We start from the raw sequence: 24,977 nt of genomic DNA, 5'->3' as shown, positions 1-24,977 counted from the left end.
CTGAGCGAAGTCGAAGCCCACGTTCAATTGGAACGCCTTTCGACTTCGCTCAGGGGTGACAAACTAAAGCTAATTTTTTAATCTCTGGCAAAAAAATAATAAATTAATCATGCATCAATACTTTTACGCCATTCATTTATTTGTAAACCGAAGAAAATCTCTGTCGGTTCTACTGGCTGTTTTGATGCTTTTAGTATTTGGATTTTTCGCTTCCCGAATCAAATTTGAGGAAGATATTACCAAACTTATCCCAACAAACGACAAAGCCGATGCAACCGCTAAAGTTTTAAAACAATTAAATTTTGCCGATAAAACTACCGTGATTTTTAAACTCGAAAAAAACGGTTCTGGCGAAGATTTAAAAGAAATGGCACAAGTCTTTTCAGACAGCGTTTCTAAATCCTGCAAACCTTACATAACCGGAATTCAGGGAAAAATCGACGAAGAAAATATTCAGGAAACTATTGATTTTGTTTACAATAATCTACCGCTTTTTCTTGAAGATAAAGATTATGAAGCGATTCAAACTAAACTGCAAAAAGACAGCATTGCAGCAACCGTCCAGGGAAATTATAAGTCAATAATTTCGCCATCTGGATTTATCACTAAAGATTTTATTCTGCAGGATCCGCTTGGAATTTCTTTTATTGCTTTAAAAAAATTACAGCAATTAAACATTGGCGACGATTTTACGCTTGACAATGGTTTTGTAATGACAAAGGATAAAAAGAAATTACTGCTTTTTATAACCTCAGATATTTCATCAAGCGAAACAGAAAAAAACAGCATTTTTGCCGAAAAACTAAAATCAATTCAGGAAAATTTAAATACACAGTTTAAGAGCAAAACTTCTGTAAGTTACTTTGGTTCAGCTTTAATTGCGGCCGCCAATGCTAAACAAATTAAAAGCGATATTGTTTTGACAACTTCAATCGCAATGTTTACGCTGATGCTGATTTTGATTTTGTTTTACCGAAAAATATTTATTCCGTTAATTATTTTTCTGCCAACTGTTTTCGGAGCTTTATTTGCCGTTGCGTTTTTATATTTTGTAAAAGAACAAATTTCGGCTATTTCACTCGGAATTGGTTCTATTTTATTGGGAATCACGATCGATTATTCGCTTCACATTCTTACGCATTACAAGCATAACAGCGACATCAAAACATTGTACAAAGACATTACGATGCCTGTAATTATGAGCAGTTCTACAACTGCCGTAGCGTTTTTATGTCTGCTTTTTGTAAAATCTGATGCATTGAATGATCTCGGAATTTTCGCTGCCGTTATCGTTATGGCGTCGGCAATATTTTCTCTTTTAATTGTACCGCATTTATACAAACCAAAAGAAAACAATTTTGAACACAAGAAAAATGTGATTGATAAACTCGCTCATTTTTCATTTCATAACAATAAATTCTTAATCGGATTTTGCGTTATCATTACTATAATCTGCTGTTTTACTTATAATGATGTTGGTTTCAACAACGATTTGTCGCAGTTAAATTTTGTTCCGAAAGACATTAAAGCTGCCGAAAAACAATTGGAAGAAAGTACCAGTTTAACTTCAAAAACCATTTATGTTGCTTCTTACGGAAAAAGTATGGAAGAAGTTTTGCAAAACAACAGCAAACTTTTTTCTGATTTATCCAAAGAAAAACAACAAGACAAAATTTTGAATTTTAGTTCCGTTGGCGGAATTGTTCTTTCGGAGAAAACACAAAAAGAAAAAATCGCAAAATGGAATTCGTTCTGGACTTCTGATAAAAAACAATTATTAGAATCTCAATTAATTTCCGAAGGTTCAAAACTTGGCTTCAAGCCAAATACATATTCTCTTTTTTTTGATCATTTAGATTTTGATTTCAAACCCATTTCTACCGAAGATTATTTAAAAGTTCAGGCATTACAATTAAAAGAATTTGTAACCGAAAAAAATGGTTTTTATACGATTTCAACTTTGGTAAAAGTTACGCCGGAACAGCGCGATCGTTTTGTAAAATCAACTTCTGCAAAAGAAAATCTTATTGCAATTGATCGTCAGCAAATGAACGAAACGTTTTTCAGCACTTTAAAAACCGATTTTAATTCACTTGTAAATTATTCATTTGTTGCTGTAATTCTTATTCTGTTTGTCTTTTTCCGAAGAATCGAATTGGTAATCGTAAGCTGCATTCCTATTGCTTTAACCGGAATTGTAACAGCCGGAATTATGGGAATATTTGGCATTCAAATGAACATTTTCAGCATGATTGTCTGCACGTTGATTTTTGGTCATGGTGTTGATTTTAGTATTTTCATGACCAGCGCTTTACAAAAAGAATATACTGACGGGAAAAACGAAATTGCCATTTACAGAACGTCAATTATCCTGGCGGTAATAACCACTATTTTAGGAATTGGTGCTATGGTATTTGCCAAACATCCGGCATTGAGATCTATTTCTTCGGTTTCGTTAATTGGGGTTTTTGCGGCGTTGATTATAACGTTTATCTTTTACCCAATTCTGTATAAATTATTTTTAACAAACAGACCTAAAAAAGGAAATCCGCCTTTTCAGTTACGTACTTTTTTATACGGTGTTTTTTCGTTTGCCTATTATGGCTTGGGCGGAATTGTGATGTCTTTTTTAAGTTTCACAATAATGCCGATTCTGCCGCTTAGCAAAAAAACAAAAATGAACGGCTTTCGTTATATCGTTTCAAAATTCATGAAATCGGTATTGTATTCGAATCCTTTTATACGCAAAAAAGTCGTTAATAATTTCAATGAAACTTTCGAAAAACCGACTGTAATTATTGCCAATCATTCTTCTTTTCTGGATATTTTGTCAATCGGAATGCTGAGTCCTAAAATTATATTTCTGGTAAGCGACTGGGTTTACAATTCTCCTATTTTTGGCGGCGTTGTAAGAAAAGCAGGTTTTTATCCTGTTTCTGAAGGTCTTGAAGGCGGCGTTGAACATTTGCGTAAAAAAGTAAATCAAGGCTATTCGCTAATGGTTTTTCCGGAAGGAACGCGCTCAGAAAGTAATGTTGTAAAAAGATTTCATAAAGGCGCTTTTTTCCTTGCCGAAGAATTTAATTTAGACATTGTTCCTGTTGTGATTCATGGTGCTTCGGAGTTAATTCCGAAAGGCGATTTTATCATTCATGACGGAAGTTTAACGGTTACGATTCTGGAAAGAATTACGCCTGAAAACACTTCTTATGGAAATAATTACACAGAAAGAACCAAACAAATAAGTGCTTTTTTTAAAACGGAACATCGTAAAATAAGACAAGAACTCGAAGGTCCTGATTATTTCAAAAAAATGCTGATTAACAGTTACGATTATAAAGAAATTGAAATTGGCAATGCTGTAAAAAAAGATTTAAAACAGAATTTAGAAATCTATTTTAACCTGAATAAATACATTCAGCCAAAGGCAAAATTTTTACATATTGCTAACGATTACGGACAGCTTGATGTTTTATTGGCTTTGCAGGAACCACAGCGAAAAATATTTTCTTTTATTAGCGATGAAGAAAAATCTTCGGTTGCCAAAACCAATTATTTCCTAAAAAAGAGAAAAATACATTACTTAGATCATTTAGAATATTCCGTTGAAAATCAATATGAAATGGTTTTAATTTCAGATCAAAGTTACAATGACAACCCTGAAAATTTTATCTCAAAATTTTCTTCGGTAATCTTAATACATTCTCTGCATTACAAAACAAAATTGATTAATTCTGGTTTTGAGATTCTTTCTGAAGAAAATGGAATTACGGTATTAAACAAAAAATAAATGAAAGAGCAATACGATGTAGTTATTGTTGGCAGCGGTTTAGGCGGTTTGGTTTCGTCTATAATTTTAGCTAAAGAAGGCTACAGCGTTTGTGTACTCGAAAAAAACAATCAATACGGAGGAAATCTTCAGACTTTTGTTCGTGATAAAACCATTTTTGATACCGGAATTCACTATATCGGCGGTTTAGACAAAGGGCAGAATCTACATAAATATTTCAAATATCTGGGTATTATCGATCAGCTGAATTTAAAAAAATTAGATGACGATCGGTTTGATGTTATTTCTTTTGAAGATGATCCAAACGAATATCCGCATGCACAGGGATATGAAAATTTCGTAAAACAGCTTACTGCATTTTTCCCTGAAGAAAAAGAAAATATTTCCCTTTACTGCGAAAAACTAAAAACGGTTTGTGATTCTTTTCCGCTTTATAATGTAAACTGGGAAGGAAAATACGAAAGCGAAATTCTGGAGCTAAATGCAAAAGATACTATCGACAGTTTTACAAAAAATGAAAAACTAAAAGCGGTACTTGCCGGATCTAATTTTCTTTATGCAGGTATTCCGGATAAATCGCCTTTTTACGTTCATGCTCTTTCGGTAAACTCATACATTCAAAGTTCGTGGCGCTGCATTAATGGCGGAAGTCAGATTACTAAACAGCTTTTAAAACAGCTTAAAAAATACGGCGGAGAATTTTATAAATACAAAGAAGTCACTCGTTTTAATGTTGAAGAAAACAAAGTGATTTCGGTAGATTTAAAAGACGGAACTCAGGTTTCGGGTTCTATTTTTATTTCAAACATTGAACCCAAAACAACTTTGAAAATGGCTGGCGAAGAAAATTTCAGAAAAGCTTTTGTCAATCGAATTCAAAACCTTGATGATGTTATTTCGGCTTTTAGTTTATATATCGTTTTTAAACCCGAAAGTTTTAAATACATCAATCATAATTTTTATCATTTTAAGAAAAGCAGCGAAGTCTGGACAACTCAGGACTATGATGAAGATTCCTGGCCAAAATCGTATATGGCTTCGATGAATGCTTCTAAAAAAAATGAAATCTGGGCCGACGGAATGACTTTTTTAACTTACATGAAATATGAAGATGTTGTGCCCTGGGCTGACACTTTTAATACAACTGCCGAAGAAAACGATCGGGGCGAAAGTTACGAGGAATTTAAATCGAGAAAAGCTTCTAAATTTTTAGATGAAATCGAAATTAAATTTCCCGGAATCAGAGATTGTATAAAATCAATTCATACTTCTTCTCCACTTTCGTATCGTGATTATATTGGCGGACACAACGGAAATATGTACGGGTATGTTAAGGATTCAAATAATCCGATGAAAACCATGATTCCGTCAAAAACGAAACTGGATAATTTGTATCTTACCGGACAAAGCAGCAATATGCACGGCGTTTTGGGAGTTACCATTGGAGCTGTTGGCACTTGTTCTGAAATTGTGGGCAAAGAATATTTAGTTACCAAAATTAATCGCGAATCTGAATAAAGAATGATGAAAAACCGAATTTTACTTTTTTTATTTATCGGTTTTTTACAACTGTTCGTCTCGTGCGGAACATCAAAATCAGCGCATCACAAACCCGATCTTTCTGGTTACAATTCGCAAAAACCAATTGTCGTTAAAAAATCTGATTCGGTTTTTATCTCCGGAAAAAATTCTCTTTTAAAAAACAAACAAGGTCTTTGGGAATTATATGCAGAAGGTGATCCGCTTGAAATTGGTTTAAACACGGGAGCTTTGACCGATTCTCTTTTAAAAAAACAGCAGCAGATTTTCTTTTCCAAAATCAACGATTTCATCCCGTCGAGTTTTCAGCAAAGATTACTTCGCCAGTTTTTAAAATGGTACAATCGCAAATTATATCTGAATGTTCCCGGAGAATATCAAACCGAAATTTATGGCGTTTCAGAATACACTTCGAATGAATTTAATTATATCGCACCCAAATATCAACGCGGTTTATATCTGCATGGCGCTCATGATATCGGACACGCTTTGCAGGATTTAGCTCTGGTGGGCTGCACGTCTTTTGCGGTCTGGAATGAAAAAACAGAAGACGGCAGTTTAATCCTCGGACGAAATTTTGATTTTTATGTAAATGATGCTTTCGCAGAAAATAAAATTGCAGCCTTTATCAAACCAAAAGAAGGTTATCCGTTTATGATGGTAACCTGGCCCGGAATGGTTGGCGCGGTTTCAGGAATGAATCTGGAAGGATTGACGGTAACAATTAATGCTTCAAAATCTAAAATTCCGCTGATTGCCAAAACCCCTATTTCAATTTTGACACGTGAAATTTTACAGCATGCCAAAAATATAGATGAAGCAATTGCTATTGCAAAAAAAAGACATGTATTTGTTTCTGAATCTATTATGGTGGGAAGCGCTCACGATAACAAAGCCATTTTGATTGAGGTTTCGCCAAAAAAAATGGACGTTTATGATGTTCCAAACAACGATGAACTAATTTGTTCGAATCATTTTCAGGGCGATGCTTTTAAAAATGACCGAAGAAATCAAGAGCAGATCGTAAACAGCCATTCTGAATATCGCTTTGAAAGAATGCAGGAACTTTTAACGCAAAATCCAAAAATAAATCCTAAAACGGCTTCGGATATTTTGAGGAATAAAAATGGTTTAAAAGATATTTCCCTGGGGTATGGATCTGAAAAAGCATTAAATCAGTTAATGGCCCATCATGGTATTATTTTTAAACCAAAAGAAAAATTAGTCTGGGTTTCGGCAAATCCGTATCAGTTAGGCGAATTTATCTGTTATGACTTGAATGCTGTTTTCAATAAAGAAAGAAACGATACTTTGGTTTCTCTTCAAAAAGAAAATTTGAATATTGCCAAAGATCCGTTTTTAGAAACTGTGGCATATCATGATTATCAAAAATTTAGAATTGAAAATCATAAAATGGATGATCTTCTCGAGAAAAAGGAAACTATATCTCCAGAATACATTCAGAATTATCAATCCTTAAACCCTGATTATTGGGTTGTGTATTATAAAGCAGGATTGTATTTTTACCAAATAAAAGATTTTCAGCAGGCGAAGCTTCATTTTGAAAAAGCTTTAACCAAGGAAATTACCACAGCGCCTGACAAAGAAAAAATTGAAAAATATTTAAGAAAAATCAAAAGAAAGTTACAATGATTCCAGCAATAGAAAAAGATTCTTTAGAAGACATTAAAATTTTTCAGGAAAAAAAATTAGTTGAACTTCTAGAATACATAAGTCAAAATTCTCCTTTTTATAAAAGACTTTTTGCCGGACAGAATATTGATATTTCAAAAATTAAAACGCTGGAAGATTTACAGCATCTGCCAGTTACGACAAAAGAAGATTTACAGCAGTATAATGATGATTTTTTGTGTGTTCCGCAAAATAAAATTATCGACTACGCTTCTACTTCTGGAACTTTAGGCGATCCTGTAACTTTTGGTTTAACAGATTCTGATTTAGACCGATTAGCTTATAATGAAGCCATTTCGTTTGCCTGCGCCGGAATTACCGAAGGCGATGTTGTGCAGTTAATGACGACAATTGACAGAAAATTTATGGCTGGTTTGGCTTATTTTTTAGGTCTGAGAAAATTGAAAGTGGGCGTTATTCGTGTAGGTGCCGGTATTCCGGAAATGCAGTGGGATTCGATTTTAAAATACAATCCAACGCATTTAATTACGGTTCCGTCATTCTTATTGAAGTTAATTGAGTACGCTGAAATTCACGGAATCGATTATAATAATTCAAGTATAAAAGGGGCAGTTTGTATTGGAGAATCTCTACGCGATCAGGATTTTTCAATGAATACCTTGTCTAAAAAAATTACGGATAAATGGAATATTAAGTTGTTTTCGACTTATGCTTCAACGGAAATGAGCACTGCTTTTACAGAGTGTGAACATGGAAAAGGCGGACATCATCATCCTGAATTAATTATTATTGAAGTTTTAGACGAAAATAATTTACCTGTTAAAAATGGAGAAACCGGCGAACTTACTTTTACCACTTTAGGAATTGAAGCCATGCCTTTGCTTCGTTTTAAAACAGGTGATATTGTACAACTGCATGACGAACCTTGTGCCTGCGGAAGAAATACTTTTCGTGTTGGTCCCGTTGTTGGCCGTAAAAAGCAGATGATTAAATATAAAGGTACGACACTTTATCCGCCTGCAATGAACGATGTTTTAAGCGGATTTGATAATATCGAAAATCATATTATTGAAATTTCTACCAACGATTTAGGCACGGATGAAATCCTTATAAAAATTGCCGTAAAAAATCAAACGCCAGAATTTTTACAGGAAATTAAAGATCACTTTAGAGCCAAATTAAGAGTAACTCCAAAAATAGAATTTGCCTCAAAAGAAGTTTTAAACCCTTTGGTCTTTAACCCAATGAGCCGAAAACCAATTCGATTTTTCGACTATAGAACTTAGTAAAGTGACAGAGAAACAAAGACACAAAGTTGCAAAGGTTTAGGTTCTGATTATAAAACCTTTGCAACTTTGTCACTATGTCACTTTGCACCTAATATCACGCCAATTCGAAGAAAAGTTGTAATTTTGCAAAAAATTATGAAGATGGTCAAGATTGGCAACATAGAATTACCTGAATTTCCTTTACTATTAGCTCCGATGGAAGATGTTAGTGATCCGCCGTTTCGCAGATTATGCAAAACGCATGGTGCTGACATGATGTATTCTGAATTTATTTCTTCGGAAGGATTGATTCGTGATGCTATTAAAAGCCGCATGAAGCTGGATATTTTTGATTACGAACGTCCAGTTGGAATTCAGATTTTTGGTGGTGATGAAGAGGCAATGGAAATGTCGTCTAAAATCGTTTCTACCGTAAAACCGGATTTAGTGGATATCAATTTTGGATGTCCGGTAAAAAAAGTAGTTTGCAGAGGCGCCGGAGCCGGAGTTTTAAAAGATGTCGATTTGATGGTTCGTTTAACAAAAGCGGTTATCAAAGGAACTGATTTGCCTGTTACGGTAAAAACACGTTTAGGCTGGGATGAAAATTCGATTAATATTGATGAAGTTGCTGAAAGACTTCAGGATATTGGTGTTCAGGCTTTGACTATTCACGCCAGAACTCGTGCGCAAATGTATAAAGGCCATTCTGACTGGTCGCATATTGCACGTGTAAAAAACAACCCAAGAATTACAATGCCTATTTTCGGAAACGGCGATATCGACAGTCCTGAAAAAGCATTACATTACAAAAATGAATACGGAATTGACGGTATCATGATTGGTCGTGCTGCAATTGGTTATCCGTGGATTTTTAACGAAATTAAACATTTCTTTAAAACGGGTGAACATTTGCCTGCTCCAACTGTCATTGATCGTGTTGAAGCTGCCAGAAATCATTTAAAATGGTCTATGGAATGGAAAGGCGAACGTTTGGGAATTGTTGAAATGCGTCGTCATTATACCAACTATTTCAAAGGAATTCATTCGTTTAAAGAATTCAAACAAAAACTGGTTACAACTGATGCCCCTGAAGATTTATTCAACATTATGAAAGAAATTGAACAGGTTTATGCAGGATATGAGTTTGTATAAATATACAATCTTTGTCAAAGTTTAAAACTTTGACAAAGATCTCGAAACAAAAAAGACCTTCAATATTGAAGGTCTTTTTTTTATTTATAAATAATTTAAACTTGAACTCTTTTCCATTTTCCTCTTTTATAAAAAACAATTCCTGCGAGAGTAATTGCGGTTTCGGCAACGGGAATAGCAATAAAAACTCCTGTTGGTCCCATGTTAAAATGTTTTGCCAATACAAATGCTAATGGAATCTGGAACAGCCAAAATCCGAAGAAATTAATTCCAGTTGGTGTCCAGGTATCTCCTGCCCCGTTGAAAGTATTGATGAGAACCATCCCAATTCCGTAAAAGATAAATCCAATACTCATGATTTGCAGTGCTTCAATCGCAATGGTTTTTACCATTTCATCATTAGTAAAAAATGAAATTATATATTGGCCAAAACCTAAAGTAATTATCATAATCGATGCCATGAAAATTACGTTGTATCTGGCGGTGGTATATACTGATTTTTCGGCACGTTCTATTTGTTTGGCACCTAAATTCTGTCCTACTAAAGTCGCCGCAGCATTACTTAGTCCCCAAGCCGGAAGAATAAAAAACATCATAATTCTCAATGCTGTCTGATAACCTGCAGAACCGTGATCGCCTCCGGTTGTAGCAACCAATTGTGCTAAGAAAATCCAACTGCAAGATGCAATTACGAATTGCAAAATCCCAGGTGCAGCAATTTTAACTAATGCTTTTATCTGTTTAAAATCGGGAGCGAAATAAGCAACTTTTATTTTTAAAATTCCGTTTCCAAAAAACAAATGATAAACCTGATATAAAACTCCAATACTTCTTCCTAAAGTTGTGGCTAAAGCGGCTCCAACTAAACCAAAAGCAGGAATTGGTCCTAATCCGTTAATAAAAATCGGACATAAAATAATATTACAAATATTGGCAATCCAAAGACTTTTCATCGCGATTGCTGCATTTCCCGCTCCACGGAAAATTCCGTTTATAAGAAATAAAAGCATGATGCATAAACTGGAACCCACCATAATCTGCGTGAATCGGAAACCATGTTCTGCCGCTTCTGCAGAGGCTCCCATCAAGAGCAGAATATCTTTAGCATAAATAATTCCGAAAATACTCAATATACTGTTTACTGCAAATGCTACAATTATGGCCTGCATTCCGGCTTTTGCCGCTGCGACTGGATCTTTTTCTCCAATTCTGCGGGCAACAACTGCTGTGGCTGCCATGCTCATTCCAATTGCAAGTGAATATATAATCGTTAAAACAGATTCGGTTAAACCAACGGTTTGAATGGCAAAACTGCTATGCTCTAAATGTCCGACAAAATATAAATCGACCAGAGCAAAAACCGATTCCATCATCATTTCTAAAACCATCGGTATGGCTAATAGAATTACGGCTTTTTTGATGCTTCCGGCTGTATAGTCGAATGATTCGTCGCCTTTTAAGGCTTGTTTTAATGTGGTGAAAAATTTAGAAAAGAAACTTTTCTGTATAGTTGTTTCTGTCATGATATGTTAGGATAAATGATAAAATTTGTCCAGATATTTAAATCTGAACTTAAAAAAATAAAAACGTAAGTATCCTAATTATTCTAAAAAATAAAATTAGGATTAAGCAGAAACAATCATATGCTGTAGATTTTCAAGGCGGTAAATATAAGTAATATTTTGAAAGAAAATATTAATCTAATAATTTTTTACTCACACGGCTGCTGGCAATTAGAGACGCCACAAAACCAAGGGAAACGATTGTTGCCATAACGATCAGCACATTTTCAATTGTAAAAACTACCGGATAAGCCAGAGTTGGCGTGATCATGATGAGTTCGTATTTTTGCTGTAACGATACTAGTATAATTCCATAATAAAGTCCTATCAAACCTCCCAGAAAACTCAATAATGTACCTTGCAAAATGAAAATTTTTCTCAGGTCTCTTATTTCAGTTCCAAGACTTAAAAGCGTTTTTAAATTGGCTCTTTTATCTAGGATCATCATAATTAGTGCTCCTACTAAATTAAAAAGCGCTACAATAATTACAAGGGTAAAAATTAAATAAACAGCAATATTTTCGGTATTCAGCATCTTGTATAAAGACTCATTAAGCTGCTCTCTATTTTTTAAAGTAATCTTATTTTTAAAAATCTTTTCAAGCTGAGCTTTCACTGCTTGTTCGTCTACATTTTGTTTAAGATGAAATTCTATTCCCGAAATTTGATTGGGTTTATACATTAGTAATTCTTGTACAAGACTTAAATCTGCAAAAACATATTTTGAGTCTAAATCTTCGCTGATCGAATAAATTCCAACCGGAAGAACATCTGTTTTATTAAATGCCTCTTCTGGATTTTCTATCGCTCCTTTTCCGGGTTTTGGAGCATATATCTGCAATGGGTTTTCGAAATCAAGAATTCCAAGAGAGAAATCCTGAGCAATTCCGTAACCAATAACAACCTGATAAGAATCCGGTCTTAGCCATTGCCCGTTAAAAAGCTTTTTTTTGATATTATTTACAACGGGGTAAATGCTGTCAACGCCTTTTAAATAAGTTACATGCTGTTTATCTTTAAACATAAACAAAACACGCTCTTCTATAATTTTGGTGTAAGAAGCTACGCCTTCAATTTTTTTTATCTGGTTTTCTTCTTCTGGAGAAATTAAAAATGATTTTCCGTAAGTACTTGTCATTTTTAAATCCGGATCAATCTCGTTTGTAAATGACAGACTAAAAACTTTTAATCCGCTAAAAACAGATAAAACCACAAACAGAGCCATTGTACCAACAATAATTCCCAAACTGGCAATTGCATTGATGATATTAATCGCGTTATTTTTACTAAGACTAAAAAGATAACGTCTGGCTATGTAAAATGGGAAATTCAATTTATGATTTTCTTCTTCTTTCTAAAAGATCCGGGTTTTCTATTGGGTTTTCTTTGCCTGATAAGGCATTGTCGATTTTTTCTATATAATCTAAAGAGTCATCAATAAAGAAAACTAAATTAGGTACGCGACGTAACTGTAAACGAACACGTTGCGATAAATCATGTTTTATTAAAGTAGTATTTGATTTTATTGCTTGTAAAGTTTCCTTTGCTTTTTCCTGAGGAAAAATACTTAAATATACTGTTGCCACAGATAAGTCTGTTGTAACACTTACTTTGGATACTGAAATTACCAAATTGCTAATTCCGTTTTTTCGCACTTCACCTTGCAGAATATCAACCAGATCTTTCTGAATTACAGCTGCCTATTTTTTTCTGTCTATTTGTTTCCATAGTGCAAAAATACTATTTTTAAATTCAATCCTCACAATTTCAAACAGACTAAAGGATTATTATTGAAATTGTTCTTCTTAATTGTCAATTTTTTACATTTAATATAGGCTTTTTTATTTCGTTAAACGATGATAAAAGTCATACGATTTGCAAGTTTTATTTTACATTTTTGATATAAATATAAAACTATCTATTATGAAAAAAAGAGAACCAATCAGCCACATTATGACTAAAGCTGTAGTGACTGTAAATCAAACTGATGACTTGAGAAAAGTGATAGAAAAACTAAGGTCTAATTCTATTCGACATCTTCCGGTTGTTAACGGAAAAGAAGTTGTGGGTATTATCAGCAGAACCGATATTAACCGTTTGACTTTTGGAGCTTTGTTTGACGGACAAGACGGAGTTGATGAAGCTATTTTGGATATGCTGACTATTCCTCAGGTTATGACCTCAAAACCTAAAACATTACCTTCTGATACCATTATTAAAGATTTGGCATCGACATTTGCAAAAGAAGAGTTTCACGCTCTTCCGGTTGTTGATAATGGAGAACTAAAAGGAATTGTGACAACAACGGATGTTATTAAATATTTTTTAGAACAATATGATTAAATAAAAAAGGGAGCTTTATAAGCTCCCTTTTTATTATCTGTTTTGTAACCAATTCTCCGGATCGGAATTGGTTGTATTTTGAAGAATCAAAAATTTAATAACTGTTTTCCCTGTATCACCGCTGGTTCTTACTTTTCCAATGTTTTGTTTTATCGAAACTTTTTCTCCTTTGCTTACAAATACTTTACTTAAGTTTTGGTAAACGCTAAAGTAATCTCCATGCTGAATCATTACTACTGTATTCACCGGAGATAATACCATTACACTGAATACTTCACCTGCAAAAACGGCTCTTGCATTTGCACCATCTTCTGTAGTAATCTCAACTCCTGAATTGTGTACCGAAATTGAAGGGTATAATGGGTGAGGCTGATCTCCGTATCCTAATGAAATAAATCCTTTTTCTACCGGCCAAGGCAGTCTTCCTTTGTTTGCTTTAAAGTCAGCAGCCAGAACTTTATCTTCTGGAGTCAGAACAATTTTAGAAGATGAAACCGGAGCTTTTGGAGCTGTTGATCCTGGATTTTCTTTTGCTTTTTCTGCCGCTGCTTTTCTGTTTGCTTCGGCAATGGCTTCACGAATCAAACGATCAATTTGTCTGTCGATTCTTTTTGATTCGCTTTGTTTTGCTTTAATATCAGCAGCAATTCTGTTTTTATCTTTTTTAATAGAGTTAACCAGTTTTTGCTGTTCTTTTTTCTCTACTTCTAAACTTTGTTTTTCTTTTTGATTTTCAGCAATGATTTTTTTCTTAACCTGTCTTTGTCCGTCAAGTTTTGCATTAAAATCAACCAATTGTGCACTTTTTTCCTGAATTTCTAAACCTTGGTTTTTTCTAAAAGTGGTATATTGTTTTAAATATTGCGCTCTTTTATAGGCTTGTAAAAAACTTTCTGAAGACAAAATAAACATTGCCCTGCTTTGTTCTGAACGGCTTTTATATGATTTTAAGATCATTTTGGCATAATCTTCCTTTAATACTGCCAGTTCTTTTTTTAGTTTATTAACCTTCACTTGATTAATATACATATCATTGCTAAGGATTCTTTCCTGTTTTGCCGTAGTATTAATTAGTTTCTCTTTTAGCTTGATTTTATTTGCCTGAATTAAATATTCGTTTACAGCTGATTTTTCTTTTTTTCTTACAGACTGCAGCATTTTTTCATTGTCTTTAATTTCCTGAAGAATCTGCGCTTTGCGCTGTTCAAGTTTTTCTTGCTGCGAATCTTGTGCCCAGACAAAAGTCGTGGCGCAAACAAAAATTAGGCTTAGGAGAAATTTTGGCATCTTTCTATTTTTCTTTTTGCAAATTTACTTAATTAAAACTTTTTTATAACCGCTTGGCACACTATACGGAAAAGAAAGTTCTTCGTTAAATGAAATATTATTGTAATTCAAATTAATATTAGTTGTTCCTTTTGGCTGAACGGCATTAATTGTCAGCGTTGTTGGAATTGTTCCCTGATTGAAAGTTTTTATATCTGAATAATTGATTTCTAATTTTATATTTTCAGATGGCTGCGAAATCTCTTCTTTTTGTATTAAATATTTTTCAGGATCTAAATAAAATGCTTTTTGAATTTTTTGGCTTTTTTTGTCTTCTAATCTAAAAAGATTTTCTACAATTGTTTGTGTGTAATCTCCTTTTCGTAAATCATCAAAAGCTTCTCCAATTAATAAATTCTGAACTTTATTATAATCTAATTCTGTTCCTAACCATTCACTCAAACTGGTAAAATCTCCTTCGTAATAAGTTCCTTTTATTTTTTCGTAATAACTTACAGTTGTTGGAGTTATCAAAGCTTTTGCCATTGTGATTCCTAAAAATCGAACGCTTATTAAAATCTGTTTATCTTTTTCGATTTTTATATCAGCGGTAACGTTTTGACTTTGTTTTTCGTCTTCATATTTTGCGCTCGCTTTTATATTTAAGGTCGAAAAATCTAATTTGTTTTCGTAATGTTTTTCGATTGCTTTGTTGTCTTTTTTGGCAACAACTTCGGTAGTAGTATTGTTCTGAACTGCTACGGCTTTTGATTTACATGAAATCATAAACGAAGCGGCTAATACAATTATAATATATTTTTTCATTTTAATTTCTCCTTATTTCTTTTTTAATAATTCATTTGCCTTCAAAAAGTATTCCTCTTTTTTCTTGGCATCTCCTAGTCCATTATATGCCTCTCCTAATTGAATATTAAAATTTGCTTCCAGATTTTTGTCATCAACAACATAATCAAGCCCCATTTCTAAAACGGTTTTTGCATTTTTAAATTGCTGCAGCTGATTACTGCCTAATCCGGCATAATAGTAAAATTGGGGCTGGCTTGGGTAAACCTCAATCATTGTCATCGCCCTTTTTGTCATTGGCTCAAATTGTTTGGCTTGAGCATAAGCTTCAAGTAAAAGCAAATTGGTTTCGCGATCTGTATCTGAATTGGACTTTAAATCTTTTTCATAATATTTAATTGCATTTTCAAATTGGTTTTTACTATGATAAAATTTTCCAATTTCTTTAGCAACATCCACTTCTTTATCATTATCAAAATAGGAAATGGCTTTTTCTAAATCTGGCCCGTACTGTGGATTTTTGTTTACATAAATCAAAAATTCATTTAAAGTTCGGTGTTTTATTTTTGAATCAATTTTTGGACTTGCCAAAATTATATTCATCGATTTAATTGCCTTATCGGCTTGATTTGCATCTAAATATCCTTTAAACAAACTTACCTGAGCCCATTCAGAATTTGGAATTTCTTTTGCCAGTTGTTTAGCAACATCAAGTGCTTTGTCTGTTTCTTCAGATTTTGAATATAAGAAAATCAGATTTACATAATTTGATTCTTCTTTTGGATTCTTTTTAATCTGATCAATCAGATTTGAAATTTCAGCATTTTGATATTTTCCCTGAGATAAAATCTGCAGTTTATATCTGTCCCGATCTTCTGATTTTCCGAATTTATCGTTCATTTCATTAATGGCAACCAATGCTTTATCAAATTGATTTGTAAGCATGTATAAAGAAATCAAATCATCTTTATATTCTTCATCAAAAACAATAATTTTTTGAATTGTTTCTATCGCCAAAGGATAATTTTTGGTTTCGTAACTTACATCATAAATGCCTAACCAATACCATTTGTTTTTTGGATTTAACTCTGTAGCTTTTTCAAAAGCACTTTGCGCGTTTTGATATTGTTTTAAAGCCAGATAATTTTTTCCTAATTCAAAATAAGCAACCGCATCAGTAGGTTTTATTTTGATACATTTTTCTAAAGATGCTATAGCCTTATCGTAATTTTCAATTCCTTTTTGTTTCAAAGATTCGTAAAAAGCATCTTGATAATCATCTGGAGCCAAAGCAATATCTTCCGGTTCCGTTTGTGCAAAAACCGAAGCTGAATTGCTTAGCAACGCAAAAAATAAAATTATCAAAATACTTTTTTTCATCTTTCTTATGGTTTCATTTTATAAAAAAATGAATCTCTTTTTTATTCTAAAACTGAATAATCTCCAATGCTGATACTTGTAAATTTACCATCGTAACTTACATGATTTCCAATCATTGCATTATCTAAGTTAGCGTTTTTTATTTGAGAATTAGTTTGTATTAAGCTATTTTTAATAAAACTATCTGTTACATGACATCCTTTTCCTAAAGAAACATTTGGACCAACTGTTGTGTTTTTCAAGACTACATTTTCTCCAATATAACATGGCGGAATAATGGTTGAATTTTCCAGCGTCACATTGTAATCCACTAAATGCTCTCCGTCGTTATGTAAAAAGCCTAACATTCTGCTGTTGGTTTCTACCGTAACATCTTTGTTTCCGCAGTCCATCCATTCGTCAACACTTCCGGTTTTAAAAACTTTTCCGTTGGCCATCATCGCCTTGATTCCGTCGTTGATTTGATATTCACCTCCGTTTTGAATGTTATTATCTAAAACGCCCTGAAGTTCTTTTTTCAGATCGCCCACTTCTTTGAAATAGTAAATTCCGATAACCGCTAAATCACTTACAAACTCTTTTGGTTTTTCAACCAATTCTATAATTTCATTATTTGGATTTAATTTTACAACTCCAAAAGCTTCCGGCTGATCTACTTGTTTTACCCAGATTACAGCATCTGCAGATGGATCAAGTTCAAAATCGGCTCTAATTAAAGTATCTGCATAAGCGATTACTGCCGGTCCAGACAAAGATTCTTTTGCACACATAATGGCATGACCAGTTCCTAATGGCTGATCTTGACGATATATTGAAGCTTTTGCTCCCAAACCTTTAGCTAAATCCTGAAGGCTTTCGACAACATCGTCTCCAAAAAATGCTTCATCACCAAGAACAAAAGCAACTTCTTCAATTGGTTGTTTTAATATTTTAGCAATATCTTCAACTAAACGATGAACGATAGATTTTCCTGCAACAGGAATTAATGGTTTTGGAACTGTTAATGTATGTGGGCGAAGTCTTGATCCGCGACCTGCCATTGGAACGATTATTTTCATGATATTCTATTAATGTGTGAAGATTAAAAATCTCCTGTTTGGTTAGTTCAAGTTTTTAAATACAAAATCCGTAAATATTTTTACGGAAAATTTAATTTGTTTTTTTAGTGAAAACTGGAGCTTGACTGAAAACTATTTCAGTCCAGTGCTTCCAAATCCGCCTGCGCCTCTTGAAGTTTCAGTAAGCTCTTCAACTTCAATCCATTCTGCTCTTTCGTGTTTGGCAATAATTAATTGCGCAATTCTTTCTCCGTTTTCAATTACAAATTCCTCATTCGATAAATTTACCAAAATGACTCCTATTTCACCTCTGTAATCAGCGTCGACAGTTCCCGGAGAATTTAAAACTGTAACTCCTTTTTTAGCTGCCAGTCCACTTCTTGGTCTTACCTGTGCTTCATAACCAATTGGTAATTCTATAAAAAGTCCGGTTTTTACAATTGTTCTTTCTAAAGGTTTTAACGTAATTGGTTCTGAAATATTGGCACGCAAGTCCATACCTGCAGAAGCGATTGTTTCGTAATTTGGTAAATCGTGTTGTGATTTATTGATAATTTGAATTTTCATTTTTTATTATAAAGATTAAAAAAGCACTTTTACTTTCTATTCATGATTCCTTTGATCGTGTCTTTTTCGTTATGGTAAACAAAGTACATAAAAGCTAATAATAAAGGAATTCCAACAAAATAATTTTCTCTAAATCCATAAAATGAAATAGCCGAAAATATAATTGATATTCCTAAATATGCCCCAATTTTGTTCATATCATAAGGTATCGGATAAAATTTATTTCCCATAACATACGATATTAACATCATACTTCCGTAAGCAGAAATTGTTGCTATTGCTGAACCGTAATAACTGTATTTCGGAATTAAAAAATAATTTAAAACCAAGGTTACAATTGCTCCAACAATAGATATGTAAGCTCCAATTTTTGTTTTATCTGTCAGTTTATACCAAACCGATAAATTATTGTAAATTCCTAAAAAGAAGTTTGCCAGAATAATTAGAGGCACTACTTTCATGGCTTCCCAATAAGATTTATTGTCAAGCAAAAGGTATTTAAGAATGTCTGCAAAAACGATAACTCCCAATAAAATCAGTGAACCCAAAATGACAAAATATTTTGTAATTACGGCATAAGTCTGCGGTGCATTTTCGTTTTTTGCATGGCTGAAAAAGAAAGGTTCAATTCCAAGTCTGAAAGCGGTTGCGAATAAAACCATAAACAAGCCTAATTTATAACAGGCTGAATAAGCTCCAACTTCAGATTTTGCCAAATTTTCGGGAAGTAAATATCCTAATAAGATTTTATCGAAATGTTCGTTAACCGCAAATGCAAGTCCGGCTACTAAAATTGGCAGACCGTATTTCATCATTTTTTTCCAAAGTACCGGATCGAACTTTCGCCCAAGCGAAAGATAATTTGGTGAAAGTACAATGAATGTTGCTAAACTAGCCAGTAAATTGGCAATGAAAATATAAGCGATTTGGAAATTTTCTACATATAAATTATCCCAAACTGAGTTAGGATTTGATGCTGCTAATTTTGGCAGATACATTAAAAAGAAGATGTTCAGTAATAAATTGATTACTACATTTCCTATTTTAATGGCTGCATACACCATTGGTCTTTGATTCGCTCTTAATTTCGAAAACGGAACTAAAACCAATGCATCTAAAACTAAAATCCAAACTGAGTAGGTAATATATTGTGCATCTACTTCTGCCCAGTTTGCCAGCGTGTTTCTAAAAATTAAGGCCGCAAACAAAAATCCTATTGATGACCAAAATATTGATATTGTAGATGTTGCGATAACATTTTTTTTGTCTTCTTCGGCGCTGTAAAATCTAAAAAAAGCAGTTTCCATCCCGTAAGAAAGTACTACGTTGAAGAAAACCATCCAGGACAAAACAATTGAAACTTCGCCATATTCGGCAGTTGGTAAAATACCTGTATATAATCTGACCAATAAAAAACTAAGCATTCGTGGTAAAACGGTTGCCAGTCCATAAATTGCAGTTTGTTTGAATAGATTTTTATATAATCCCAAAATATATTTCCAGTAAAGTTAGTAGGACAAAAATAACTATTTCTTTGAGATAATTGTCTAATTCTACAAGGTATTAAGGGATCTTTATGATTTTAAGCGTTTTCGTCTGCTCCGTTAAATTTTACATTTTTTTGAGTTTCTTTCGGTTCCGGAATATCTTCTTCAGAAAATGTTTTTAGAATTTTTTGATTTAGTTTTTTCAATTTCACAATTCTGTTTGCCTGATTTTGAACACATTTCTCAAACAAATTTCTCACTACTCTTGCATTTCCAAAACTTTCATCTTTCTCAGAACATAATAATTCAAAAGTATCTGTAAGTTTTTCTTTTGCTTCTTCAGAAACAATAAAATCAGATTTTTTACAAAAAGATTCAAAAATTTGAAATAATTCTTCGGGTGTAAAATGTTTGAAGTGAAAAAATCTATTAAAACGAGATCTTAAGCCCGGATTCGATTCAATAAAAATCTGCATCGGTTCAGTATATCCGGCAACAACAACGGCCAGATCATCGCGATGGTCTTCCATTCTTTTTATCAATGTATTTACCGCTTCTGTTCCATAATCGTTTCCTGTTAGGTTTTGTGTCAGAGCATAAGCTTCATCAATAAATAAAACCCCGCCAAGACTTGCTTCTACAGCGCTGTTTACTTTTGCTGCCGTCTGTCCAACATAACCGGCAACTAATCCCTCTCTGTCTGTTTCAAACATTTGCCCTTTTGATAAAAAACCTAAATGTTTAAAGATTCGGCTTAATAATCTGGCTACAGATGTTTTTCCTGTACCGGGAGGTCCTAAAAAAACAGTGTGTAAAGTAATTTCAACATTTTTTAATCCTTGTTTTGATCTCTTTTTTTGTATTTCTAATAAATTGATCAATTCAGCGACATCTTGTTTTACTTCTTTTAATCCAATTAATGAATGAAGTTCTTCGAGCACTTTTTCAAGAGTATCTTTTTCTGGTAAATCTGCTGTTTTTTTATCCTCTTTTTTTATTTTTTTCAGTCCTAAGAAATTATCAAATGCGTCATTATTTTCAAATTTTTTATCAAAAGCAAAACGAATAAAATTTTGATATTTAAGTACAATTTCTTCCGTTTTTTTGTTTTTCGTCTCAGATAAAATTACTGGCAAAAGGTATTTGTAGGCCTGTTCGTTTTTTGACGCTATTTTATTTTCTTCCTTAATTTTTAATAAATGATTTTTAAACTCATTTGTAAAAATTAATTGGTTTAGTTCACCAGCAGAATTTGAATCTGCAAAATGTTTATTTCGTAAAGCATCGTAATAATATGCCAAAACAAATTGTGCTTTTTCGTTTTTTGTTCCCGGAACTTTGTCAAAAAGTTCTATTATATCTGAAAGGAAAAAATGTTCTGCTTTATATAATAATCCAGAAGAATTAGAAACATAACTGTTTATTTTTTGAATAAACGCATCATCTTGATTCAGCTCATTGCACACCTCAAGAATACTAACAGTTTCTTTGTGCAGGTCATTAATAAATGAAGCCGTAAAAACGGCTTCATTTTGATTTGTATTTGTCTCTAAATATTTTTTTAGAGACAAAAATGAATCTTCCAGAATTGATATTGGATTTTTCTTTGCCATATAATTGTTTAAGAAATCATCATTTGATGTATAATTTCTTTTGATAATTTTAAGTGATCTTCACAATAATCTTTCCAAGCCAGTCCCATGTCTCTTAAATCGTATTTAGCGACAATGGTTCCATAATTTTGTACTTTCCCATCAATTGTAGGATGTCCGATTACGTAAATTGTCTGAGCTAATTCTAAAGCTAATTCAATATCATGCGTAGAGAAAATAACCGTATTTACCTCCGAAGATTTTCCAAGCAAATCGAAAGCTTTTTTTACTTCCTGAATGTTACCTACATCCAGACCAGAAAATGGCTCATCTAAAACAATAAATTGATCTGACGAAAACAACTGTTCAATAATGGCAGTTCTTTGTCTTTGTCCTCCGGAAAGTTCATTAGGATATTTGTCTGCACAATTTTCTAATCCCCATTCTTTCAAATATTGTTTAATTTTTGATTCTTTTTCAGTGTCTGAAAGCTTTGTTTTTCTTAAAGAAAATTTTAAAGCTTCAGTAACTGTTTTATGTCTAAACAAAGTATATTTTTGATCTACAAGTCCTATGTCACCTTCTTTAACCGGTTTTGCTGCATCTGGCTCGCTATTTTCAAAATCTCTAATTAATACTTTTCCAGTGTTTAAAGGAATCAATCCTGTTAATGCTTTAAAAAAAGTAGATTTTCCTCTGCCTGATCTTCCTAAAAATGCAATTACCTGACCTGTACAATCTACATTTGGGCGAACAACATCTTTTTCTATTACATTAATGTCTTTGATAATAATAGTATCATCGTAGGCAACGCTAAGATTTTCTACATATAATAGCGTTTCTTTAAATTCGTGTGTCATTATTATATTTTTGAATATCTGAATATGGCTTTTCTTAAATAGTTTATTCCTGCGTCTAACCCAAGACCTATTAATAATATGATAATCTGCAGCGCAATAATACGTCCGGTATTCATAAATTTATCTGAGTTTTTTATTAAAAAACCAAGTCCTCCCGATGCTACTACGATAGATTCTACGGTAACAAGCATCATCCAGGTTATGGCAAGATTTTGTCTGATAACATCAATCACATAATCTATTCTTCCTAAAATAATTACCTGCCAAAGTACTTCTAACCTTGTGCATTTTAACATTTTTGCGTGGTCAAATTCTTCTTGCGGAATGTCTTTAATTACAGCAATTAACGATGTTGTCAAAAATGTAGTCAGGAAAATTACTAAAATCCAAACCTGCATCATTCTTGCATCATGAATAATCATTGTAATATAAAAAGAAAGTCCGGTAAAAGGTAAAAAACGAAATTTAGTTACAAATTCTGAAACTGACTTTAATAGCGGAATTGGCCATGAATAAGCTAATACTAATGAAATCAATGTTGCTAAGAAAATAGAAATGAAACACAATTTCAAAGAATTGAAAATATGCACCACTAATCCTTCTTTATACAATTCCTCAAAACCTTTTAAAACCTGACCCGGAGAGGGAAACAAATGTTTTTCGCCAGACGTGGCGGCAAACCATATTATAACCAAAAGTACCAGCCACCCTATTAAAATAAGGGTTTTATTTGTTTTTGATATTTTTTCGAAAGGGGTTAAAAATTTTATCATATTTTATAATAAAGGCTGTCCCTTAAGACAGCCTTTTGTATTTTAAAAATTATTTCAAGAAAGTAATAACTACACGTCTGTTAAGTGCTTTTCCAGCTGCAGTATTATTATCTGCAATTGGATCGTTTTGACCTTTACCGTCGATCAACTGAAAACGGTTTGCAGGAATTCCTTTTTGTTTTAAATAATTAACAACAGCTTCAGCTCTGCTTTTTGATAATGCCAAATTCGAATCTGGATTTCCAATATTATCAGTATGACCAACTACAGTTAATTTTGTGTTTTCTGCCTGAACAAGAAGGTTGTAGATTTTTTCAACCTCTTTACTTGAACTGTTAGAAATTTCTGCACTTCCTGTATTGAAATTAATTTTCCATTCTCCAGACGCTACAACTTCTGTTGCCTGCGTATTATAATCTGCTTTGTCTGCAGAAGTTGACTCAATATCGTTAATATTTTTTAAGAAAAATAAATTTACTGCTTGCTCGTAAGGCACAACTTCTCCAACATTTTCGTTGAATCCAAAAGGGTTTAATTCTTTCAAATATCCCGAAACCTGGTTGTATACAGATTTATATCTGTTTACGCCATCAGATAAACCATAATATTGCATAGCATCTGCATAATTGAAAACTTTTGAACCTCCCATGTTATAAGTCAATCCGCCTTTTGTTCCTTGCTGTCCTTTAAACATTTTATACCAATATTCTGGTGTTTCCAGTTTGTAAGTATCCGCAACTGCCTGAGAAGCTCTTACTTTCCAGTCTTCATAATTTTTCATTTGGTTTGAAGCTGTAAGTGCAGATTTTAAAATGTTAGAAACAATATCAGGATTTTTTTCTGCCCATTCTTTTACACCAATAATAGTTGTTGGCATTTGATTGTTAAACTCTTTTGTCGATACAATATCAACAAATCCTGTAAGTTTATCAAAAACCGTTTTATCTCCAGGAGTCCATGTTGCACAACCGTCGATTTTTCTGTTTACAGATTTACCTGTTAATTTACCATCAACAACTTCTTTTAATGTAACTGTCCATCCCGTAGTTTGAGATTTGATCAGCTCTTCAGCAGATTTAATATAATCATCATTTTCAGAAGGATAAATATTAACTGCATCAGCATCATAAGTTGTAGGATCTGGATTTACTTTTAAACCGTTTGCAAAACAATAGTTTACAGTTGTAACCCAGTCACCATCTCCTAAAACGGCAGATATAACAGAACCTTTCATTGTTTTTGGATCAGATTTCCAGCTTGGTGGTCCAATCAATTTATCTTCTCCATAACTCATACCTACTGCACCCATAACCTGTAAGTGGTATTTGTCTTTACCGTATTTTTCATTCAAAGATTTTTGAACAGAACTAATGTAAAAAGGCGCACCATCTCCCATAATTATTACTGCAAAAGCACTTTTATCTGAATCTGGAAAAGCTTCACCTTTATCAAATTCTTCGATAAATTTCATTTGCATGTTACGTAATTCTGAAAGCCAGTCCTGACGAATAATTTCAAGATTAACTCCATTTTTTTCCATTAAAGAACCTTTTGTTGTTTTAGGTCCACCATTAGAAACAATAATTCCAGATTGTGCATTCCATGCATACGCAGCAATTCTTACTAACGGTTTACCAGAAACTTCAGTAGATAATTCTGTACTTGGAAGCGCTATTTTTTGAGCGTTAGTAACGTTATTAACATCTGTTTCACTAAGATCTATTCCGTTTAATTGTTTTGAAACAGCCGTTTTAATTCCCGGAGAGATATAATAAACTCCTCCTAAAATTACACCAATTGCTACGATAACAATTAATAACTCAGAAAATGTAGTTAACTTTTCTGTTCTTAAAATTTTTCCCATTTTATTTTTACAATTA

General features: G+C 33.1%; 18 protein-coding genes and 1 pseudogene. 6 read left to right on the top strand and 13 right to left on the bottom strand.

Annotated elements, in window-relative coordinates; all coding sequences use genetic code 11:
* Positions 1 to 109: 109 nt before the first annotated feature.
* The 5 genes from ABDW27_RS12480 (at position 110) to dusB (ending at position 9,405) form a co-directional block, all read left to right on the top strand.
* Positions 110 to 3,790, top strand: coding sequence for a 1-acyl-sn-glycerol-3-phosphate acyltransferase (locus ABDW27_RS12480; protein ID WP_343696214.1), 3,681 nt, complete (start codon positions 110 to 112; stop codon positions 3,788 to 3,790).
* Positions 3,791 to 5,308: an NAD(P)/FAD-dependent oxidoreductase gene (locus ABDW27_RS12475; protein ID WP_343696213.1), complete on the top strand. Its 1,518-nt coding sequence runs from the start codon at positions 3,791 to 3,793 to the stop codon at positions 5,306 to 5,308.
* Positions 5,309 to 5,314: 6 nt separating this feature from the next.
* Positions 5,315 to 6,982, top strand: coding sequence for a C45 family peptidase (locus ABDW27_RS12470; RefSeq protein ID WP_343696212.1), 1,668 nt, complete (start codon positions 5,315 to 5,317; stop codon positions 6,980 to 6,982).
* Positions 6,979 to 8,268: a phenylacetate--CoA ligase gene (locus ABDW27_RS12465; RefSeq protein WP_343696211.1), complete on the top strand. Its 1,290-nt coding sequence runs from the start codon at positions 6,979 to 6,981 to the stop codon at positions 8,266 to 8,268. Before ABDW27_RS12470 ends, ABDW27_RS12465 begins: the two co-directional genes overlap by 4 nt.
* 144 nt (positions 8,269 to 8,412) lie before the next feature.
* Positions 8,413 to 9,405 (top strand): tRNA dihydrouridine synthase DusB, encoded by a 993-nt coding sequence (gene dusB / locus ABDW27_RS12460; RefSeq protein ID WP_343696210.1) that lies wholly within the window; start codon positions 8,413 to 8,415, stop codon positions 9,403 to 9,405.
* A gap of 95 nt (positions 9,406 to 9,500) precedes the next feature.
* On the opposite strand, the gene ABDW27_RS12455 is transcribed toward dusB, so the two are convergent.
* The 3 genes and pseudogenes from ABDW27_RS12455 to rbfA all read right to left on the bottom strand — a co-directional run bounded on the left by ABDW27_RS12455 (position 9,501) and on the right by rbfA (position 12,695).
* Positions 9,501 to 10,928: an MATE family efflux transporter gene (locus tag ABDW27_RS12455; RefSeq protein WP_343696209.1), complete on the bottom strand. Its 1,428-nt coding sequence runs from the start codon at positions 10,926 to 10,928 to the stop codon at positions 9,501 to 9,503.
* A 172-nt stretch (positions 10,929 to 11,100) separates the two neighbouring features.
* Positions 11,101 to 12,300: an FtsX-like permease family protein gene (locus ABDW27_RS12450; protein ID WP_343696208.1), complete on the bottom strand. Its 1,200-nt coding sequence runs from the start codon at positions 12,298 to 12,300 to the stop codon at positions 11,101 to 11,103.
* 1 nt (position 12,301) lies between these two features.
* Positions 12,302 to 12,695, bottom strand: a pseudogene (gene rbfA, locus ABDW27_RS12445) (30S ribosome-binding factor RbfA).
* Between the two features lie 195 nt (positions 12,696 to 12,890).
* Here rbfA and ABDW27_RS12440 point away from each other — a divergent pair.
* Positions 12,891 to 13,310: a CBS domain-containing protein gene (locus tag ABDW27_RS12440; RefSeq protein ID WP_343696207.1), complete on the top strand. Its 420-nt coding sequence runs from the start codon at positions 12,891 to 12,893 to the stop codon at positions 13,308 to 13,310.
* Positions 13,311 to 13,343: 33 nt separating this feature from the next.
* Here the strand turns inward: ABDW27_RS12440 and ABDW27_RS12435 are convergent, their stop codons facing one another.
* The 10 genes from ABDW27_RS12435 to ABDW27_RS12390 form a co-directional block, all read right to left on the bottom strand.
* Entirely contained in the window at positions 13,344 to 14,597 is a 1,254-nt protein-coding gene (locus ABDW27_RS12435) for a peptidoglycan DD-metalloendopeptidase family protein (protein ID WP_343696206.1), read from the bottom strand.
* Between the two features lie 24 nt (positions 14,598 to 14,621).
* Positions 14,622 to 15,401 carry a DUF4292 domain-containing protein gene (locus ABDW27_RS12430; RefSeq protein ID WP_343696205.1) on the bottom strand — a complete coding sequence of 260 codons (780 nt, stop codon included), beginning with the start codon at positions 15,399 to 15,401 and terminating at the stop codon, positions 14,622 to 14,624.
* Positions 15,402 to 15,413: 12 nt separating this feature from the next.
* Positions 15,414 to 16,760, bottom strand: a complete 1,347-nt coding sequence (locus ABDW27_RS12425; RefSeq protein WP_343696204.1) for a tetratricopeptide repeat protein — start codon at positions 16,758 to 16,760, stop codon at positions 15,414 to 15,416.
* 41 nt (positions 16,761 to 16,801) lie between these two features.
* Entirely contained in the window at positions 16,802 to 17,818 is a 1,017-nt protein-coding gene (locus ABDW27_RS12420; RefSeq protein ID WP_343696203.1) for a sugar phosphate nucleotidyltransferase, read from the bottom strand.
* Between the two features lie 132 nt (positions 17,819 to 17,950).
* Complete coding sequence (gene dut, locus ABDW27_RS12415; RefSeq protein WP_343696202.1) at positions 17,951 to 18,385, bottom strand: dUTP diphosphatase; 435 nt, start codon at positions 18,383 to 18,385, stop codon at positions 17,951 to 17,953.
* Positions 18,386 to 18,414: 29 nt separating this feature from the next.
* A complete protein-coding gene (locus ABDW27_RS12410) occupies positions 18,415 to 19,875 on the bottom strand; it encodes an oligosaccharide flippase family protein (RefSeq protein ID WP_343696201.1) in 1,461 nt (486 codons plus the stop codon).
* Positions 19,876 to 19,967: 92 nt separating this feature from the next.
* On the bottom strand, positions 19,968 to 21,485 hold the full coding sequence (locus ABDW27_RS12405; RefSeq protein ID WP_343696200.1) for an AAA family ATPase: 1,518 nt from the start codon (positions 21,483 to 21,485) through the stop codon (positions 19,968 to 19,970).
* Between the two features lie 8 nt (positions 21,486 to 21,493).
* Positions 21,494 to 22,324, bottom strand: coding sequence for an ATP-binding cassette domain-containing protein (locus ABDW27_RS12400; protein WP_343696199.1), 831 nt, complete (start codon positions 22,322 to 22,324; stop codon positions 21,494 to 21,496).
* Positions 22,325 to 22,326: 2 nt separating this feature from the next.
* Positions 22,327 to 23,097 (bottom strand): ABC transporter permease subunit, encoded by a 771-nt coding sequence (locus ABDW27_RS12395; protein WP_343696198.1) that lies wholly within the window; start codon positions 23,095 to 23,097, stop codon positions 22,327 to 22,329.
* 49 nt (positions 23,098 to 23,146) lie between these two features.
* Entirely contained in the window at positions 23,147 to 24,961 is a 1,815-nt protein-coding gene (locus ABDW27_RS12390; RefSeq protein WP_343696197.1) for a phosphate ABC transporter substrate-binding/OmpA family protein, read from the bottom strand.
* Positions 24,962 to 24,977: the final 16 nt, after the last annotated feature.

Source organism: Flavobacterium sp., from assembly GCF_039595935.1.
Classification (GTDB): domain Bacteria; phylum Bacteroidota; class Bacteroidia; order Flavobacteriales; family Flavobacteriaceae; genus Flavobacterium.
This window is presented reverse-complemented; position numbering and strand designations above follow the sequence as displayed.

What these genes read in the sequence shown, in the direction of transcription:
- ABDW27_RS12480 (WP_343696214.1), top strand. Translation starts at nt 110, where the DNA reads ATGCATCAATACTTTTACGCCATTCATTTATTTGTAAACCGAAGAAAA.
- ABDW27_RS12475 (WP_343696213.1), top strand. Translation starts at nt 3,791, where the DNA reads ATGAAAGAGCAATACGATGTAGTTATTGTTGGCAGCGGTTTAGGCGGT.
- ABDW27_RS12470 (WP_343696212.1), top strand. Translation starts at nt 5,315, where the DNA reads ATGAAAAACCGAATTTTACTTTTTTTATTTATCGGTTTTTTACAACTG.
- ABDW27_RS12465 (WP_343696211.1), top strand. Translation starts at nt 6,979, where the DNA reads ATGATTCCAGCAATAGAAAAAGATTCTTTAGAAGACATTAAAATTTTT.
- dusB (WP_343696210.1), top strand. Translation starts at nt 8,413, where the DNA reads ATGGTCAAGATTGGCAACATAGAATTACCTGAATTTCCTTTACTATTA.
- ABDW27_RS12455 (WP_343696209.1), bottom strand. Translation starts at nt 10,928, where the DNA reads ATGACAGAAACAACTATACAGAAAAGTTTCTTTTCTAAATTTTTCACC.
- ABDW27_RS12440 (WP_343696207.1), top strand. Translation starts at nt 12,891, where the DNA reads ATGAAAAAAAGAGAACCAATCAGCCACATTATGACTAAAGCTGTAGTG.
- ABDW27_RS12435 (WP_343696206.1), bottom strand. Translation starts at nt 14,597, where the DNA reads ATGCCAAAATTTCTCCTAAGCCTAATTTTTGTTTGCGCCACGACTTTT.
- ABDW27_RS12430 (WP_343696205.1), bottom strand. Translation starts at nt 15,401, where the DNA reads ATGAAAAAATATATTATAATTGTATTAGCCGCTTCGTTTATGATTTCA.
- ABDW27_RS12425 (WP_343696204.1), bottom strand. Translation starts at nt 16,760, where the DNA reads ATGAAAAAAAGTATTTTGATAATTTTATTTTTTGCGTTGCTAAGCAAT.
- ABDW27_RS12420 (WP_343696203.1), bottom strand. Translation starts at nt 17,818, where the DNA reads ATGAAAATAATCGTTCCAATGGCAGGTCGCGGATCAAGACTTCGCCCA.
- dut (WP_343696202.1), bottom strand. Translation starts at nt 18,385, where the DNA reads ATGAAAATTCAAATTATCAATAAATCACAACACGATTTACCAAATTAC.
- ABDW27_RS12405 (WP_343696200.1), bottom strand. Translation starts at nt 21,485, where the DNA reads ATGGCAAAGAAAAATCCAATATCAATTCTGGAAGATTCATTTTTGTCT.
- ABDW27_RS12400 (WP_343696199.1), bottom strand. Translation starts at nt 22,324, where the DNA reads ATGACACACGAATTTAAAGAAACGCTATTATATGTAGAAAATCTTAGC.
- ABDW27_RS12395 (WP_343696198.1), bottom strand. Translation starts at nt 23,097, where the DNA reads ATGATAAAATTTTTAACCCCTTTCGAAAAAATATCAAAAACAAATAAA.
- ABDW27_RS12390 (WP_343696197.1), bottom strand. Translation starts at nt 24,961, where the DNA reads ATGGGAAAAATTTTAAGAACAGAAAAGTTAACTACATTTTCTGAGTTA.